This is a genomic window from Desulfobotulus sp. (genome assembly GCF_034006065.1).
In the GTDB taxonomy this organism is placed as follows: domain Bacteria; phylum Desulfobacterota; class Desulfobacteria; order Desulfobacterales; family ASO4-4; genus Desulfobotulus.
The window spans coordinates 23,973-42,262 of the sequence record NZ_JAVETM010000008.1 but is presented as its reverse complement, the minus strand read 5'-3'; the positions used below and the strand labels follow the sequence as shown (position 1 = coordinate 42,262).

Below are 18,290 nucleotides of genomic sequence, written 5' to 3'. Positions count from 1 at the left end.
AAAGCCTTGCGACCTTTTCCTGTCAGACCTCCGTGAAATCCAGGGGCGGATTTTTCAGGAAATTCACAAAACGCGATTTTTCATTGGCCTTGGAATAGGCGTCATCCGCACTGATCACACCCCGGGTATAAAGATTCATGATGGCGTCATCCAGAAGCTGCATGCCATACTTCTTTCCCGTCTGTATCATGGAGGCAATCTGAAAGGTTTTGCCCTCCCGGATCAGGTTACGCACCGCAGGATTGGCAATGAGAATCTCCATGGCCGCAACACGGCCCTTCTGGTCAATGCGTTTGAACAGGGTCTGGGAAATCACAGCGCGGATGCTGTCCGCCAGGGTAGAGCGCACCTGGGACTGCTGATTGGCGGGAAACACCTCAATGATGCGGTCGATGGTCTTCGCCGCACTGTTGGTGTGCAGGGTGGCAAGAACCAGATGCCCCGTGCTGGCCGCTTCAATGGCAAGGGAGATGGTTTCCAGATCCCGCATCTCGCCCACAAGGATGATATCCGGGTCCTCGCGCAGGGCCCCCCGCAGCGCTGCGGAAAAACTCTTGGTATGCGTGCCCACTTCCCTGTGGTTTACAAGGGCGCTCTGGCTTTTATGCACAAACTCAATGGGGTCTTCCACCGTAATGATGTGGTCTTTTCTGTGTCGGTTGGCCACATCCAGAATGGCGGCCAGGGTGGTGGATTTACCCGAACCCGTGGGGCCTGTGACCAGCACAAGGCCTCTGGGCAGGAGGGCAAGCTTGGAAATCACCGTGGGCAGTCCCAGCTGCTCTGCCGTGAGGATGGTGGTGGGAATCTCCCGGAACACAGCCCCCACCCCATTGCGTTGGAGAAAATAATTGGCCCTGTACCGGGCCAGAGATTGAATCTCATAGCCAAAATCCACATCCCCGGTTTCTTCAAAGCTTTTGATCTTATCCTCAGGACAGATCTCATACAGCATGGAGCGCAGCTCGTCATTATCGAGAACCTTGTATTTCACCCGCTCCATTTCCCCATTGATCCGCAGGGCCGGGGGTTGACCCGCAACGAGATGGAGGTCCGAAGCCCCCTGGTCGTGCATGAGCTTAAAAAAAGCATCAATTCTTGCCATGGCGTTTTTTCTCCCTATGGAGGAAGCCCCAAAGCATGCCCCTTCTCTCAAGGCATGCGCTGCAACCGTTTCAGCGTCCCATCATCACACCCATGTTGTACAGGGTTGTCACCAGAAATTCCTGCAGAAAAACAATGGCGAGGATGATAAGGATGGGAGAAAAATCAATTCCTCCGAACTGCAGGGGAAGAATTCTGCGGACCCTGTCCATCACAGGGTCCGTCACCTGATGTAAAAATCGTACAATGGGATTGTGGGGATCGGGGTTCACCCAGGATAAAAGCGCCCTGGCAATGAGAATCCACATGTAAAGGGTTAATACCACCTGAGTGATCTTGGCCAGAGCCACAAAAAAATTTCCGAAAACAAACATGGGAAAAAACCTCATTTTTATCCGGATAAGAAAAATGCCCCCACACATTCTTAAAAGGGGCGGTAAAAACCCATTTTCTTTCCTGTCCCCGTGCAGGAAACCCCGTGGGACCAGAAGATGAAAACGGGCTGAACGATCATAAGGGTGCAGCATACGGCATGCCGCCCGCACCCGTCAAGAATCGGGAGCAAGCCCCGCAGGCATCCGCATTCCCCCCACTCTGGACCCGAAGGCCCGACCATCTGGGTCTTGTATCATGGGCAAACTTGGTGCATATCCTTGTAGGCTGAATGAAAAGGCCTCGCCCCTCCCTACCCTGACAAGGAGTTTTTTCATGCCCCTTTCCCAAAAACAAATCGGCTTCATCGGCGCAGGGAATATGGCCGAAGCCATGATACAGGCCTTGCGTCATGGCCTTGACCTCCCTTCCCACCACATCCTTGCGGCGGATCCGGATCCTCTGCGGCGGGATCTCATGACTTCCAGATTCGGTATTCAGACCACAGAAGACAGCATGGACGTCTTCATGCGCGCCGATATTCTTGTTCTGGCGGTCAAGCCCCAGCAGATGGAAGCGTTGCTCGCAAGCCTCACCCAGGACAAACGCTACAGCACCCTGTCCCGAAAAAAACTCATTCTTTCCATTGCAGCGGGTATCTCCCTGCATTTTCTTGAAAAACATCTCAAAGCCTCTCTCAGTCCAAGTCAGAAAGATCTTCTGGTTCCCATACGGGTGATGCCCAACACACCCTGCCTTGTGGGCTGTGGCATGTCCGGGATCAGCCGGGGGGCGGGCGTGCGGGATCCGGATATGGAACAGGCCATGGCCCTCATGTCCGCCATGGGAAAGGTCTGTGTGATTCCGGAAAGCCTCATGGACGCCCTCACCGCCCTTTCGGGATCCGGACCGGCCTATCTTTTTCTTTTTGCCGAATCCATGATCCGGGCCGGAGAAAGCCTTGGGCTCTCCTCTCAGGACGCCCTGACACTCACCGTTCAGACTCTCAAAGGCGCGGTGGCTCTTCTGGAAACCGGGGAAGCCGACGCCGCAACCTTAAGACAGCGGGTCACTTCGCCTGGGGGCACAACGGCCGCAGCCCTTGCCGTACTCCGGGATGGCGGATTTGAGGATCTCATTCTTCGGGCTCTGGTCGCGGCCCGGGATCGTTCCAGGGAACTTTCTGCCAATCTCCCGTAACCAGATGTGCCCCAAAGGCTCTCATTCAGCGTGCGCATCCCAGAAGTTCCTTAAGGGATTGCGGATTTCTGAACTCCAAACATCTCTATGGAGAAGCCATGCTCCTTGTGGAACCCGTTCCCCTCATCGCCGCCTTCAGCGCCGGGATTCTGTCCTTTCTGTCTCCTTGCATCCTCCCCCTGATACCGGCCTACTTCAGTTTCATTTCAGGCGTTTCCATGGATGAGTTGGGAAAGGGCCCCTCCCCTGGAGCCCAACGCAGAATACGCCTCACCACCCTGGGCTTTATTGCGGGTTTTTCCCTGGTCTTCATCGCCCTGGGGGCATCCGCCACATTCCTGGGCCAGCTCCTCTCCCAAAACGGGGGCTGGGTGCGCATGGTCGGGGGAAGCCTTGTTCTTGTCTTTGGCCTTCACCTCATGGGCCTTTTACGAATTCCCTTTCTCCAGACCGAAAAACGGGTGCATCTGAAAACCAGACCTGTTCATGGACTCGCCGCCTTTTTCATCGGAATGGCCTTTGCCGCAGGCTGGAGTCCCTGCATCGGCCCCCTTCTCGGATCCATCCTCGTTATGGCCGGCACCCGGGAAAGCCTGGAGCAGGGCATTCTCCTGCTTTCTGTCTACGCCCTCGGCCTGGCCCTGCCCTTTGCGCTACTGGCCTTTACCGCAGCACGGCTCATGGCTTTTGTCCGCAAAGCCAAACCCTTTTTACGTGCAGCCAATATCACCGCAGGCATTCTTCTTGTCACAAGCGGCCTGCTCCTCATGACCAACCAGATGGGAAGGCTCATGTTCCTTCCCTAGGCTTACAGCCATAAGGAGATTTCCAATGTCCATTTTCCACCGTCTCACCCTGACCTTGCTTTTTCTTTTCATGGCAAGCCTCGCTTCCGCCCAGTCCCTCGCCTGGACACCCCACAACAAAGCCCTGGAGCAGGCCGCACAGGAAGAAAAAAAAGTTTATTTTTATTTCCAGAGCAGCCAGTGCTCCTGGTGCCGTACCATGGAGGAAAAAACCCTCGCGGACGCAGAGGTGATCCAATACCTCAACACCCACTTCATCAGTGCGCGGATTGATGTGGACAGGAATACGGCCTTTGCCCGAAAATTCCGGGTCAGCGGTGTTCCGGCCCATATTTTTCTTTCCTCCGGAGGCGAGGGGCTCTTTTCAAGACCCGGTTATGTTCCGCCGGAAACCTTTTTGCGCATCCTGAAAATTCTGAACACAGGAAACCACGAAAAATGAAGTCTTTTCCCGAAACGTATCAGAATATCATCCTCCGCCATCCCCATCCCGGTCCTCCGTCACAGAGGATACGACCTGCTGCCGTATCCTTTCTGCTCACACCGGAATCCGAGCCCAAACTCCTGGCCATCCAGAAGGCTCCCCACCCCCACTACACCTGGGCCGGTCAGGTGGCTCTGCCAGGCGGTCATATTGACCCCAGGGATCCGGACAGCACCCATGCAGCCCTGCGGGAGCTGAAAGAAGAGCTCAACATCCCCTCCGAGGAGGTCCGCATCATCGGATCCATGGGCCATTTCATGACCTTGAACAATGTCTGCATTGAAGTTCTCGCCGGATGGTGGCAGGGCGCTGGCCCCCTGACCCTTGATCCCGCAGAAATCTCCAGGGTTCTGGACATCCCCATCCAAGGCCTGATGGAAACCCATCAGCGCCAGGGCTTTCACGGAAGGGAGCCGGACTGGACCGAACTGCGCTATCCCATAGGAGAAGACGCCGTAATCTGGGGAGCCACAGCCCGCATTGTCCACCATTTCATGGAATGCCTCCTTTCTCCGGAGTAACCGTCCCTGACCGCCGTCGGGTCACCCGTAAGCCCATGCGCACCATGAGCCACAGGCTGATCAGGGCCATGACCAGAGGCACCCAGATGTTCTGGCGCCAGGGCTCCGTCTGCAGAGCCTCGAAAATCCCCACCAGACTGAACACAAAAAACGGCAACAGAAGCCAGAAGGCCACTCTGCATGCAAGCCGGGTATCGTACCAGGGAACCATCTGTTGCCGATGTACGGGCTTGTTACCCCATCCCATAAAACCTCCCTGTTCACTGTTTTCTGACCCGGTCAGAATCCGGGCAAAAAAATGCGGTTCCCAAGGCTTGCCCTGCCCCCTGTTTTTTCCCAAAAAACCAGGCAGATCCCCCATCGACCACAATATACAGACATAAAAACCAGAAACAAACACAGCATATAGTCTTGACTTCCCCTTACACCTCCCTTATCCTTGGCAAAGTCAAGGCGCGCAGTCACCTTGAAATCCGCCTCTTTTCTCGCAGGCACTCCCATCGTCAGCGTTCCGGAACATCCCGGATGAACCCTAAAAAAACCGAGAGATCCCATGCTTGAAAGTATCAGAAAACGCAACGGCCGTATTGTCGAATTCGACTCCTCCAAGATCACCGCAGCCATCACCAAGGCAGGCAAGGCCACAGGAGAATTTGGTGAAAGGGAAGCCCGCAAGCTCACCCTCCGGGTTCTCACCCTCATTAAAGACATGCGCCTTGGACCCTCTCCGGATGTGGAAGCCATCCAGGATATTGTGGAGCGCGTACTTCTGGACTCTCCCTATCTCCAGACAGCCAAGGCCTACATCATCTACCGGGAGCAGCGCTCCCAGCTCCGCAACATCGTCACCCGGGTCAACGGGGACCTTGTGGACAACTATCTCCGCCAGATGGACTGGAAAATCAAAGAAAACAGCAACATGAGCTACTCGCTCCAGGGGCTGAACAACTATATTTCCTCAGACATCACAGCGGAATACTGGCTGAACCGTATTTATCCACCGGAAGTTCGGCGGGCGCACAAAGACGGGGATATGCACATCCATGACTTGAGTCTCCTTTCCGTCTACTGCGTGGGCTGGGATCTTCAGGACCTGCTGCGCCAGGGCTTCAAAGGGGTTTCCGGCAAGGTGGAAAGCGCCCCTCCCCGCCATTTCCGCTCAGCCCTGGGCCAGCTTGTCAACTTCTTCTACACCCTTCAGGGGGAAGCCGCAGGTGCTCAGGCCGTATCCAACTTCGATACCCTCCTCGCCCCCTTTATCCGCTACGATCAGCTCGATTATGTGGAAATCAAACAGGCCCTTCAGGAGTTTGTCTTCAACATCAACATCCCCACCCGGGTCGGCTTCCAGACCCCCTTCACCAACATCACCATGGATCTCAACGTACCGGGCATTCTCAAGGACGTGCCTGTGGTCCTGGGGGGCCGGGATATGGATATCACCTACGGGGATTTCCAGGCGGAAATGGATCTTCTCAACCAGGCCTTTGCCGAAGTGATGATGGAAGGCGACGCCCGGGGCCGGGTCTTCACCTTCCCCATTCCCACCTACAACATCACCAAAGATTTTGACTGGGACAACCCCCGCATGACAGCCATCTGGAAAATGACGGGGAAATACGGCATCCCCTATTTTTCCAACTTTGTGAACTCGGACATGGATCCCGACGATGCCCGGTCCATGTGCTGCCGCCTGCGCCTTGACAACCGGGAACTGCGCAAACGGGGGGGTGGACTTTTCGGGGCCAACCCCCTCACAGGCTCCATCGGGGTGGTCACCATCAACCTTCCCCGCATCGGCTACCTTGCGGATACGGAAGAGGAATTCAAAACCCTTCTTGATAATGTCATGGATCTTGCCAAGGAATCGCTGCAGATCAAGCGCAAGGTTCTGGAGCGATTCACCGATGGCTGCCTCTACCCCTACTCCAAGTTTTATCTGCGGCACATCAAGGAACGCACGGGGGTTTACTGGAAAAATCATTTTTCCACCATCGGCATCAATGGCATGAACGAGGCCTGCCTCAACTTCCTGGGCGAAGACATCGCCTCCGAGGCAGGGCATCGCTTTGCCCTTTCCATTATGGATCACATCCGCAAGCGTCTTGAGGAGATTCAGAACGAAACCGGGGATATCTTCAATTTAGAAGCCACCCCTGCGGAAGGCACGTCCTACTCTCTCGCCCTGAAAGACAAAAAAATGTATCCGGATATTCTCTGCGCCAATGAGGAGGATTTCAAAAACGGAGGCGATCCCTTCTACACCAACTCCACCCACCTGCCGGTGAACTACTCCGATGATCTTTTCACCGTTCTCGATCATCAGGATGATCTTCAGGCCAAATACACGGGCGGTACCGTACTCCATACCTTCCTTGGGGAAGAAATCCGGGATCCCGCCATCACCCGCAATCTGGTGCGCAAAATAACAGACAACTACAAACTGCCCTATTTCACCCTGACCCCCACCTTCAGCGTCTGCCCTCTCCACGGATACATGCGAGGAGAAAAAACCGCATGCACCACCTGCGAAGGCCCCACAGAGGTCTACTCCAGGGTGGTGGGCTATCTTCGCCCTGTCAACCAGTGGAACAACGGCAAACAGACCGAATTCCGCATGCGCAAAACCTTTAAGGATGCCATGTAGAGTACTGCTCCTTTCCAGGACCCGTGCCTTCCGTACTCTAAGGTCCTGGAAAGTTCTTTTAAAAAAACGTCGAACGATCCAGCACGAAGGCTTCCAACCGGGGATCCCTCATATCCACGGGAATGCCCGTCCGCGCCAGCACAAAGGCCTCAATGGTCGCCAGATCCGGATGCGGCCTGTCCTCTGCCAGGAGATCCTGGTTTTCCCCTTTCAGGGAGGAAGAACTTCCCGAGGGCAGGTAAATGGCGCCTGTGGCAAAATCCACGGCAAAGGCCACAATACCCGGAATAATGAAAAAGACAAGGCAGGCCGCATCCAGCACAGCCACCGCAGGATCAATACGCCGCCCTGCGGGATCCGCCTGAAGCGTCGCCTGCCTGCGCTCCGGATATAAAAGGGTTCCGCAGCCTGTCATGGACAGCACACATACCCCAAGAACCAGTCCCCTCAGCCATCTCCGCATCCAGCCCATGACACCTCCCCTGAGAGCCTCTCTCTTCCCGGCATCGGCCTTTTTCCGTCCTTCCAGGCAAACCATGCCGACTACTTTACAGTATTTACTTTTTGCCGGAAATTCCGATATAATGGGCCATTCGGACAAAAGGCCGCATACGCCTTATTTTTACAGCGTTCCCCCATCCATGACAAGGGCATGGTCCTTTTACCCAGGCAGATGGCACCCGCCACTGCTTCAAAAAACAGGGAAGCCGCCCATGAAAAGATCTCTTCTGCTGTTCTTTCTCTGGCTCATGGTCTCCGGAGCCTTTTCCCCTCCTGCCTTGTACGCCCAAGGCAGCGATGGGCAAAGCAGCCTGCTGCAAAAGGCCATTTCCGAATACCAGGAGGAACGCTTTGAAGAAGCCCTGGAACTCCTCATCCTGGCCCGTCAGCAGGTGCCCGCCTCTTCCGTCGCCGCCTTCTATCTGGGGCTGGTGTACAAGCAGACAGGCGATTATGCAAAGGCAGCCAGCCAATACCGTGAAGCACTGAGACTCAGCCCCAGGGTCCAGGATGCCTATATCGAACTCATAGAAGTCCTGATCCGCATGGAAGAGATTCCCGAAGCCAGAATGTACATCCTCCAGGCGGAAAGCGAGGGAGTCCTGCCAGACCAGATCGCCTTTCTCAAAGGGCTGACCCTTGCCCGCATGGGCAACAGCCAAAAAGCCATTGCAGCCTTCCGGAAATCCATGGACCTGAACCCCGCCCTCACCACATCCGCCGAACTTCAGATTGCCATACTCCACGTCCAGGAAGGCAAGATCCGCCAGGCAAAAAACAGCCTGGAGGCCCTTTCCACCATGGCGCCGGACCCGGATCAGGCGGATTTTGCCCGGGAATACAGCCAATCCCTCACCCGGCTCATGGAGACGCACCGGAAGTGGCGCTTCAGCCTGGGAGCAGAGGTGCGCTATGATGACAACGTGGTCGCCAAACCTTCCAGCACCATCACAGGCGTGGATATCACAGGAGAAAAGGACACAGGCCTTCTCACCACCTTTCAGGCAAGCTTCAATCCCCTCCTGGATCGTCCCTGGTCCCTGAATGCGCAATTTGCCTTAAGCGCCAACACATATAAGGACACCTCCAGCCACAACATCCTTCTTCCTTCCATGGCCCTCACCCCGGCCTGGCACTTCCGCCAGGGCAATCTCGGCCTGCCCCTTTTCTGGAACCGGGCCTGGCTGCATGAACGGGAATACATGGACACCATGGGGCTCAGGCCCACCCTCTTTTTTCAGCTGCACCCCAGTCACATGGTTCGTCTTTCCGCAGGCTATGCACGGCGGGAAATGCTGCAAAGCGCCCGTCACCCCGACGAAAACCGGGACAGCCATGTTTACAGCGCAGCCACCGCCTATTTTTATTCCTTTGCCCAGGCCCAGGGCCTCTTTCATCTGCGATACGAGTACATTCAGGATGACGCTGAAGGTGCCAACTGGCAAAATCAGGGGCATCGCTATGGCGCAGGCCTTCTTTTTCCCATACACGCCCAGGTACGTATTTCCCTTTCCGCCGAACATTTCAAGCAGGACTATGACAAGGTGCATTCGGTTTTTGGCCTGAAACGCAACAACCGCAGCAATACCTGGACCACCCAGATTCTCTGGGATATTTCCCCGAAGTTGCTTTTCACCCTCAGCTACACGGGCAACGAGGATGACTCCAACATCCCCATCTATGCGTACCGCCGCAATGTCTATGGGGCCGGTATGGAATACCGTTTTTAATCCCAAGCTTCACCCGGCTCCGCAAAGGAGGTTGCCGCCATGCATAAAATCTGCTGTTTTCCCATGAAAATATCCGGTTTTTTCCCATGCATCCTTTTTCTTTTTCTGTTTTCCGGCGTTGCCTACGGCCAGAATCCACCACAAGAGGCCATCGGCCATTTTGCCGAGGTCTCTGGCATCGTAGACGTGCTGAGAGGCGGAGCTCTGCCCGCCATTCCCGTCCACGTTCAGGATCCGGTGTATGTGCAGGATGTAATCCGCACGCGAAGCCAAGGCCGCGCCAGTCTCGTTTTCACGGATGGCAACCGCCTGGACATTGCCGAGCGCAGCCGCATTGACATACGGGAATACCTCCACAACGCAGACACAAGCAGCAGCATTATCGACCTCCCCAGAGGCAAAGCGCGTGCCATCATCAGCCCTGAAACCAGCGGCCGTATTGCCATACCCGACTCAGGCAACCGTTTTGAAATCCATACACCCAACGCCGTTGCAGGGGTTCGGGGCACGGACTACATCGTCTTTCATCAGAACGCCCTTACTGTGGTTCTGGTGGCCCGAGGTCGCGTCCAGGTATATAACCCCGCCATACCGGAAATACAGGTGGACCTGCTGCCAGGCCAGACCACGTCCGTTCCCGCACGAAGACCCCCACGCGCTCCGCAGTCTGCACCTCCTGAAACCCTGCGCCAGCATCAGCAGGACACCTCTTCCCAGGACGCAGAGGAAAGCGGGAAAGAAGAAGAAGGCAAACCCCTTTCTTCCTCCCGGAGGGCCGGAGAAGGCGCGCGTTTAAGCGCCAGCCCCACCCCCCTGTTGCCTTCGGAAGCGGATCTTTCCCAGAGCCGATCTGCCGATCTGCCCGCCGCACAGTCTGTCGCATCCGATGAATCCCCCACAGACTATCTTCCCGGCCCGCCCCCCATCAGCGAGACCCGCGAAGAAATCTTACCCCAACCCAAACCCGAGCCCAAACCAGAGCCAGAACCCAAACCAGAGCCCAAACCGGAACCTGACCCGGAACCCCGGCCCGAGCCTGAGGTCATCCTGAGCAGCGCCACTCTCTTCACCTCGGCGCCCCGCGGAAACTGGATGGTGGAGGCCAATCAGGATCTTTATTTTGAGTACCGCCTGGATACCCATGAAACCTGGACGCCCATCAACAGCACGGCCAGCAGATCCGAAGAAATTCATGTCCTGGATCTGAAGGAAGGGCTGCATCAGATTCATATCCGCGCCATAGACCAAAGCGGCGAAACCGTGGCCTCCTTTTCTGAAAATTTCTTTTACGGAGCCAAAACCTATCTTCTCAAAGGACGTATCTACGGCGAAAACGCTTACGCCATTATCGATGAAATCCAGGCGCCAGGCCTCCTTTACCTCAACACCGGCCTGGGAGAAGGAGCCAGCTTTGCCAGCATGAAGCTTCCCCATGCCCAGACCCTGCCTTCCACGCTCCAGGCAGGCGGCCTCGCTTCTCCCCAAACCCGTGGCGACACGTGGGATTACAATACAAGCGACTACGGATTCTGGCTTTCGCAAACCACTCTCCAGCCTTCGGATTCTCAGGGGATGGTGTCGGGCCAGGCCGCACTCACCTTCATGAACGGACTCTACTACGGCAGAGGCCAGACCCTCTTTACCGGATCCCACAGGGACAACACCCTTGAGGGCCACTGGCTCACTCCGCTTTCCCTATACAACACCCACAAAATGACCCTGAGTCCCCTGGCCTTTGTCAGCCCCATGCACATGCCCATGGTCTTCACAGGAAGGCTGAGCCTGGACGATGGGGTTCACGTGGACGCCCTCTGGGGAGGCATTTCCACCGAAAAGGATTCCAGCTCCCTCTGGCATCCGGGCACCACTGCCCCCCATCAGCCGGTCACCCTTCTTGGCCGCTACGATGGAGCGCAAAACCAGGCCCCCCGTCTGCTCAGCACAGGCATTTATGCGCAAAACCATGTGGATGGCTCTCAGACCACCTATGATGGGGGCAGTTTTGCGGGCTTCATGGCGGGTCGTCAGGTGGGGAACAACCTGGAAACCCGGATTCTGGCCCTTTACCGGGATCCAGCCAACCAGACCGGAGTCTTCCAGGGCCTCATGGGAGCTGCGGGAGAATCCAATCTCTATCCGGAAATCGGCATGATGCACGTACAGGGCGGCGTTCACACGGCCACAAGGCTCGGCGGCGATGACAGCACCCTTCTGATTCCCCAAGCCAGTACCTTTATGCTCAATTCCGGAGATGGCTATTTTACAGACGACAGTCCCCTTTATTCGGAAAGCGGTCCGCACCACAAACTTGACATCCTCCATCTTCCCCAAGCCTCCTGGGGCATTGCCCGCATGCAGATAGGCGGCAGCTATACGGGTAATGCCCGCCACAACTGGACGCTTTTCCTCAGTACGGACACGACCGACTCACCCCTTGATCTGCGCACGCTGACCCAGGGGAAAGGCTGGGAAGACCAGCGCTTGTCAGGAGAAACCGTGGGGTATTACGCCCACATCCAGAACGAAGACGCCCAAACGGGCATTTACCTGGGCGAAACCCTGGGTACCTTTGATGCCGCAAACTGGCAGGCCTTAACCTTGGGCGTCTACATGGACACAACCACCCTGCTCTCCATGATTGATACGGGCAGCAACCCCAACACCGAGGCCCTCGCCCAACTCCACATTCCCGCCTTTGAAGTGGGACGGGCAAGTCTCAGCGGCGCTTACACCGACGCAAGCGGCTCCCTTTCTGTGGAAATGAAAGACATGATCTTTCTGGCTCCCAGCACAGGCGCGCGTCCCAGCATCTGGGCCTCCGGGGATGTACAGGGCTTTTACAGCCCTGGGGGAGACTACCCTTACAGGACCGTGGACCTGCAAGGCTCCGGCCTGGATGCGCGCTTTACCCTCAAAGAATTTGACACCACAAAGGGGCTGTGGAAGGCTTATGTCCACGGCGGCGGAACACTCACGGAGGGGCATTTCAAAGATCTCTTTTACTTTGAAGGCCTGGGCGCAGGTCACATTGATGTGACGAAAAACACCTTTTCCGGCACAGCCGCAGGGCTTCTCGAGCCATGACCTTTTTTTCCAGTCTGAACCCCGGAAATGCCAAGGCTTCTGAAAAGGGCCTCCGCTTTCCGGGCTTTTTCCTTCCCCTTTCACCCCAAACCCCTGAAAGTCGCCACAAAGCCCTTTCCCTGATCACGGGTCTGGGCCTTACTTTTTTCTGTGCCCTTCTTTTACCCATGCAGGTTCCCTTTTTTGAGCATGTGGAAAAAAACCTGCTGGATTATCGGTTTACCCTACGCGGAGTCCGGACACCGCCGGATATTCTCCTCATTGCAGCCATTGATGAAAAAAGCCTTGCCCACCTGGGTCGCTGGCCCTGGGGACGGGATATCATGGCCCGCCTTGTGGATACGCTCTCGGAAGCTGGAGCCAAGGTCATCGCATGGGACGTTTTTTTCAGTGAACCCGAACCAAACGATCCTCTGCTTGCCGAGGCCCTTTACCAGGCCGACAATGTCCTTCTTCCCATGCTCATGGATTTTGAACATGCCCCCATGCCCTCCATCAACCCCATTCTGCCTGCCTCTGCGCTCACAAGCCTTGTCAACCCGAACGCCTTTTCCCGCTATCCCCCCATACAGGGCAACCAGGTAATCCTGCCTGTGGATGTACTCAATGAAGATGCAAAGGGCCTCGGGCACATCAACATGTTTCCTGACAAAGACGGCACCCTGCGATGGGAAGCCCTTATCATCGCCCATGACGGCTACCTCTACCCCGCCCTCAGCCTGCGGACTGCGGCGGAATACCTGGAAATTCCCCTGAGCGCCGTGACGGTGGAAGCCACCAGGGCCATCATCTTGAAAGATCAGCGTATTCCCACAGACTTCTGGGGACGCACCCTCATCCACTACTATGGCCCAGGCCGCACTTTTTCCCAGGTTTCCATCATTGACATCCTGGAAAACCGCATCCCGAAAGAAGAAATCCAGGGAAAAATTGTCCTCATCGGCGCCACAGCTGCGGGCATCTATGATCTGCGGGTAACACCTTACAGCGCCGCCATGCCAGGGGTGGAAAAACACGCCTCTGTCATTGCCGCCATCGTGGAAAACCGTTCATTGCAGGCAGCTCCCCTGTCCCTCAATCTCGGGGTGCTTCTCAGCTCAGGCATTCTCTTTTCTTTCGTCATCACACGCTTCAGGGCCATTCAGATTTCTTCTGCCCTCACCCTTGCAAGCCTTCTCGCCCTCAGCGGAGCGGCCTGCCTGGTCTTTGCCAGAAACGGGATCTGGCTGCACCTGACCTATCCCCTTTTCAACATTCTCTGCATTTACACCGCAGGCACGGCCCTCCATTACGGCCTTGGGGAAAAAAACGCCCGCCGCATCCGAGCCATGTTTTCCTCCTATGTGACCGAACGTGTGGTCAATGAGCTCATTCAGCATCCGGAAATGGCCCGGCTGGGGGGCATACGGCGGGAAGTGACGGTGCTTTTTTCCGATGTAAGGGGATTTACCTCTTTTTCGGAAAAACACTCTCCGGAGGAGGTGGTGTCCATCCTCAACGAATATCTGGGAGAAATGACCCGCGCCGTGTTTCAGTGGGAAGGCACCCTGGACAAGTTCATCGGAGACGCCATCATGGTTTTCTGGAACGCTCCCATGCTCCAGCCTGACCATGCGGGGCTGGGGGTCCACTGCGCTCTCGAAATGATCCAGCGGCTTGATGTCCTCCAGGAAAAGTGGCGGCGGGAAGGAAAGCCCGTGCTGGACTGCGGCATCGGACTCAACTCAGGGGAGGTCTTGGTGGGAAATATCGGGGCTGAAGGACAGAAAATGGACTATACCATCATCGGGGATCAGGTGAACCTTGGGGCGCGCCTTGAATCCCTCACAAAAAAATACAAGGCCCGCATCCTGATCAGTGATGCCACCCTCGAAAAAATCCGCCCTCTCATGGAAAAGGGCGATTTCCGGGGTCTCCGGGCCCTGGGACGGGAACGGGTGATTGTCAAGGGCAAGGAAGAACCCGTCACCCTTTACGAGCTGATCCAGGAAAAAGGGGATCTTCCCGCAGAAATCATCCCCTGCCCCCATCAGGAGGTGATCCGCATGACAGAAAAGTAAGGCGGATCGCCCCCAAAACTTTTGGGAGGCAAATCCGCCCTGGCTTTCCTCGCCCCAAAAAAAAGTTTTTTTCTGGGTCTTTCACAAAAAAAGCCGCATCCGGAAGCAGCCTTTCCCTTTCATACCTTTTCCTTATCCAGTCCGGAAACAAACCAGCGCCGCAGAAGATCCATTTCCGTTTCACTGAGTAAGAGCTGGGCATTTTCACAAAGGTTCAGGGTGTTGGCCAGAAGACGATCCGCCAGAATCCGGGCGGACTCCCTGCGCTCGCCAAAACGGTGCCCTGTGAAGGCAATACCCCGAAGCACGAAATTCACATGCTGCCGCGCCACAGGAACTTCCTGGGTTTTACACCGATCCCGCACAGCCTTGGAAACCGTGGTCATGTTATAGCCCGAGTGGTTAATTTCCTGGGCAATGGCCGAAAACAGCACACCATAGTGCTCCGGCGAAAGGTAGGGCGTGTCCGTCAGATCATGCACTTTACGCGCCAGGGCCGCCATTTCCGGATCCCGGGCTTCAAACACCTCATCCCGGATCCCTGTGTCACCGGCGGGTACCGCATGCCGGGTAGGGTCATAGACATAACCCGGAATCACAGGGGAGGTGGCCAGACGTCCCAGATCCAGCTCCGAGAGAAAAAGCTTGAAGCTTCCCTTCCCCTGCCAATCCATACCCACCTCAGGAAAGGCCTGACGGATCCGGTAAGCCAGCTGGGCCATGGTGACCGCCTCAGGAGAAGATCGCACAAAGGTCTGCACCAGACGGGAACAGCGATCCAGGTAGGCATTCATACCACCCGGCGCAGCTTCGCTTCCGTTCTGCCCCAGGGAGGCCGCCACAGGGGAAGGCGGTGTGACCGGCGGTGCAGGCGCTGGGCTGCTGAGCGCCATGGACGAAGACGTTCCGCCCACAGGTGTCAGAGAAACCGCCGACACAGGAACAGATGCGGCTGCATCCGGCCGACGGATGATGCGGGCAGGTTCGGCATAGCCCATGCCTCCGCCTCCCAGAGCCTCTTCAATGAAAACATCCTGATCAATAACAAGATCGCTGGCAGCCCTGTAGGCCGGCGAGGTGGAGCCCACGGCCAGCACGGCGGTCCTTCTGTCCCATTTGCGGAGTTTTAACAGAACAGGGGTGAAATCCGCATCCGCGCTCATGATGATGAATTCATCGTAATTCACCTTATGATCCAGAAGATCCAGAAGGTCCACCACCATGTGCACATCCGCGCTGGTCTTTCCCTGGGTGGTGAGACTCGGGCAGTCTACGGTCTCAAAGGCTCCCCGGATGAAATAAGGTCTGAAATTCCCGAAACTTTTGGGATTCAGATAACAGCGCCGCACCAGAATATTGCGTTTGGCCCCCGCATCAATTCCCGCATAAGGCGGAAGAGAATTTTCAAGCCAGGAAATCCAGTCCAGGGGACGGGTGGCAAAGGTCCTTGCAATATTTGCATCCAGCTCAGAAAGCCGGATAAAAATATTGTCAAAATCCACAAAAACCGCACTGCGCATGGGTCGCGTGTTGCACTCCAGAAACTGCATGTCTTTTTCCTCCTTTCCCGCAAAAACTGCGGGAAAATACGCTGTTGCGTCCTTACCGTTTACGGAAAAAACGCCTGATCCTTAAAAAAAAAAAATCGACCCTCTCCTGCACCCAACTCTGGAGGCATCGGAAGAAAAAGGGTTTTCCTTTCCCAAAGCCCCTTCTGGCCTTTTGCAAACCATATGGAGACGATCAGGTCCTTTTAATGGTTTTTATAACGCCGCATGATGATGAAGCCTCTTACTTTTGAGTTCAGGCATGAAAAAAGGGGTTCCCCTACCAGAAAAACCCTCTTGCAGAATACCATTTGTCAGAAAAAAAACCTATGGTTTAAACCCGCCCGAAGGCAAAAGCCCGAAAAAAGGCCTTTTCTCCCCGTTTTCAAGCTCTTTTCCCCCTCCCCTGGGGTACAAGACAGGAAAACTATTGAAAATCATCCTGCAATATGTCACATGCAGGGAAAATGCCGGTGCGGCGGCAGCCCTCCTGAAACCCCGCCATCTCCCTGACCTTGTTCCCAGGGTACACCCCCAAACTCACCGAGGCCCCATGGACGAAGCCATTGTACGCTTTCAGCAGGTGGATTTTGCCTATGAAAATGGTGTTCCCGTACTGGAAGGCATCAATTTTGCCATATGGCCGAGGGAACTTGTGGCCATGGTGGGCCCCAACGGAGGCGGCAAGACCACTCTCCTCAAGCTCATGACCGGCATGCTCCATCCCTCTTCGGGCAGTGTAAGCCTTTTTGGTAAAAATCCCGCATCCGTACGCTCCCGGATCGGCTACATGCCCCAGTATCTCCACTTTGATCCGGATTTTCCCATCACGGTTGAGGAAGTGGTGCTCATGGGGCGACTGGGCCGCAGAGGCATAAGGGGGTTTTTCGGATGGCCGGAGAAAAGGGATCGCATGCGGGCCATGGACTGCCTTGCCCATGTGGAAATGGAAAAGCTTGCGTCCCGGCCCTTTTCCGCCCTTTCCGGCGGACAGCGCCAGCGGGTCATGATCGCAAGGGCCCTTGCCTGTGACCCGGAACTCCTGCTTCTCGATGAACCCACGGCCAATGTGGATTCCCAGACCGAAAGCCGTTTCATGGCTCTCCTTCAGGAGCTTTCCAGGGAAATCACCATTCTCATGGTCTCCCATGACATGGGCTTTGTCAGTGCCATCGTGAAAAGCGTGCTCTGCGTCAACCGCAGGGTGGTGGTGCATCCCACAACGGAGCTCACGGGCATGGTCATCCAGGACATCTACAACTGCAGCATGCAGATGGTGCGCCATGATCACCGCTGCACGGAAAAGGGGCACACCCATGTCATCCCTGATCACGATTCTCCTTGACCCGGACATCGTATTTTTACGCTATGCCCTGGCCGCAGGCTTTCTTTCCAGCATCAGCTTCGGGGTGGTGGGAGCCTATGTGGTGGCCCGCCGCATCAGCACCATTGCCGGCGCCATTGCCCACTGCGTTCTGGGCGGCATCGGCTTTTCCCTCTTCATGCAGGAAAAAAGCCCTTCGCCCCTCTGGGATCCCGTCGCCGGAGCCCTGGGCTCTGCCGTGCTGGCCGCCCTCATTATCGGTGTGGTCAACATCAAAGCCAAACATAAAGAGGATACGGTCATCAATGCCCTCTGGGCCGTGGGCATGGCGGTGGGCCTTCTCTTCATGGCAAAGACCAGGGGCTACATCGACCCCATGAGTTTTCTTTTCGGCAACATTCTCATGATCGGCCCTTCGGACATCCGGCTCATGGCAGGCCTCGGAGGGATCATTCTCCTCCTTGTCCTGCTTTTTTACCACAAGCTTGTGGCGGTGTGCTTTGATGAGGAGTTCCTCGAACTGCGGGGCGTTCCCGCCCACTTTTACTATTTTCTCCTGCTCCTGCTCACGGCCTTGAGCATTGTACTCCTCATCCGGGTGGTGGGCATTGTGCTGGTCATCGCCATGCTGACCCTGCCTGCGGCCATGGCAGGACAGATGGCAAGAAGCCTTGCCGGGATGATGGGTCTTGCCGTACTGTTTTCCATGGTCTTCACAACGGGTGGCATTGCCTTGAGTTTCGGGATGGATCTGCCCTCAGGACCAACCATTGTCATCTTTGCTGCGGCAAGCTACCTTTTCCTCCTTGTCCTGCTGGGAATCAGAAAACGCTGGCAGGCTCAGGATCAGGCCAGCTGAAATCCGTTTTCTAAAAAAAACTGCGGGCTCAGGAACAGGAAAACCTGGGTT

General features: G+C 55.9%; 15 protein-coding genes. 10 read left to right on the top strand and 5 right to left on the bottom strand.

Annotation, left to right across the window (positions count from 1 at the left end):
* Window positions 1-22: 22 nt before the first annotated feature.
* Entirely contained in the window at window positions 23-1,105 is a 1,083-nt protein-coding gene (locus tag RBR60_RS05120; protein WP_320354807.1) for a type IV pilus twitching motility protein PilT, read from the bottom strand.
* 70 nt (window positions 1,106-1,175) lie between these two features.
* A complete protein-coding gene (locus RBR60_RS05115; RefSeq protein WP_320354806.1) occupies window positions 1,176-1,478 on the bottom strand; it encodes a YggT family protein in 303 nt (100 codons plus the stop codon).
* 334 nt (window positions 1,479-1,812) lie between these two features.
* On the opposite strand from RBR60_RS05115, the gene proC reads away from it, so the two are divergent.
* The 4 genes from proC to RBR60_RS05095 all read left to right on the top strand — a co-directional run bounded on the left by proC (window position 1,813) and on the right by RBR60_RS05095 (window position 4,487).
* The gene (gene proC / locus RBR60_RS05110; RefSeq protein WP_320354805.1) at window positions 1,813-2,676 is read left to right on the top strand and encodes a pyrroline-5-carboxylate reductase; all 864 of its coding nucleotides are present in this window, start codon (window positions 1,813-1,815) and stop codon (window positions 2,674-2,676) included.
* 98 nt (window positions 2,677-2,774) lie between these two features.
* Window positions 2,775-3,482, top strand: coding sequence for a cytochrome c biogenesis CcdA family protein (locus RBR60_RS05105; RefSeq protein WP_320354804.1), 708 nt, complete (start codon window positions 2,775-2,777; stop codon window positions 3,480-3,482).
* A gap of 25 nt (window positions 3,483-3,507) precedes the next feature.
* Entirely contained in the window at window positions 3,508-3,924 is a 417-nt protein-coding gene (locus RBR60_RS05100; protein WP_320354803.1) for a thioredoxin family protein, read from the top strand.
* Window positions 3,921-4,487: a CoA pyrophosphatase gene (locus tag RBR60_RS05095; RefSeq protein WP_320354802.1), complete on the top strand. Its 567-nt coding sequence runs from the start codon at window positions 3,921-3,923 to the stop codon at window positions 4,485-4,487. Before RBR60_RS05100 ends, RBR60_RS05095 begins: the two co-directional genes overlap by 4 nt.
* Here the strand turns inward: RBR60_RS05095 and RBR60_RS05090 are convergent.
* Window positions 4,459-4,734, bottom strand: coding sequence for a hypothetical protein (locus RBR60_RS05090; protein ID WP_320354801.1), 276 nt, complete (start codon window positions 4,732-4,734; stop codon window positions 4,459-4,461). The genes RBR60_RS05095 and RBR60_RS05090 overlap by 29 nt on opposite strands.
* 306 nt (window positions 4,735-5,040) lie before the next feature.
* Here RBR60_RS05090 and RBR60_RS05085 point away from each other — a divergent pair, with 306 nt between their 5' ends.
* A complete protein-coding gene (locus tag RBR60_RS05085; protein ID WP_320354800.1) occupies window positions 5,041-7,134 on the top strand; it encodes a ribonucleoside triphosphate reductase in 2,094 nt (697 codons plus the stop codon).
* A gap of 58 nt (window positions 7,135-7,192) precedes the next feature.
* Here RBR60_RS05085 and RBR60_RS05080 read toward each other — a convergent pair whose 3' ends face one another.
* Window positions 7,193-7,672 carry a hypothetical protein gene (locus RBR60_RS05080; RefSeq protein ID WP_320354799.1) on the bottom strand — a complete coding sequence of 160 codons (480 nt, stop codon included), beginning with the start codon at window positions 7,670-7,672 and terminating at the stop codon, window positions 7,193-7,195.
* Window positions 7,673-7,847: 175 nt separating this feature from the next.
* Between RBR60_RS05080 and RBR60_RS05075 the strand changes: the two genes are divergently transcribed.
* From RBR60_RS05075 to RBR60_RS05065, 3 genes are read left to right on the top strand one after another with little or no spacing between them, the layout of a single operon-like run.
* Window positions 7,848-9,365, top strand: coding sequence for a tetratricopeptide repeat protein (locus RBR60_RS05075; RefSeq protein WP_320354798.1), 1,518 nt, complete (start codon window positions 7,848-7,850; stop codon window positions 9,363-9,365).
* A gap of 39 nt (window positions 9,366-9,404) precedes the next feature.
* Window positions 9,405-12,449 (top strand): FecR family protein, encoded by a 3,045-nt coding sequence (locus RBR60_RS05070; RefSeq protein ID WP_320354797.1) that lies wholly within the window; start codon window positions 9,405-9,407, stop codon window positions 12,447-12,449.
* Entirely contained in the window at window positions 12,446-14,509 is a 2,064-nt protein-coding gene (locus RBR60_RS05065) for an adenylate/guanylate cyclase domain-containing protein (RefSeq protein WP_320354796.1), read from the top strand. Before RBR60_RS05070 ends, RBR60_RS05065 begins: the two co-directional genes overlap by 4 nt.
* 119 nt (window positions 14,510-14,628) lie before the next feature.
* On the opposite strand, the gene RBR60_RS05060 is transcribed toward RBR60_RS05065, so the two are convergent.
* Window positions 14,629-16,059 (bottom strand): NYN domain-containing protein, encoded by a 1,431-nt coding sequence (locus RBR60_RS05060; protein WP_320354795.1) that lies wholly within the window; start codon window positions 16,057-16,059, stop codon window positions 14,629-14,631.
* A gap of 427 nt (window positions 16,060-16,486) precedes the next feature.
* Here RBR60_RS05060 and RBR60_RS05055 point away from each other — a divergent pair, with 427 nt between their 5' ends.
* Window positions 16,487-17,401 (top strand): ABC transporter ATP-binding protein, encoded by a 915-nt coding sequence (locus RBR60_RS05055; RefSeq protein ID WP_320354794.1) that lies wholly within the window; start codon window positions 16,487-16,489, stop codon window positions 17,399-17,401.
* Window positions 17,373-18,239 (top strand): metal ABC transporter permease, encoded by an 867-nt coding sequence (locus tag RBR60_RS05050; protein WP_320354793.1) that lies wholly within the window; start codon window positions 17,373-17,375, stop codon window positions 18,237-18,239. The genes RBR60_RS05055 and RBR60_RS05050 overlap by 29 nt, the downstream gene beginning before the upstream one ends.
* The last annotated feature ends 51 nt before the right edge of the window (window positions 18,240-18,290 follow it).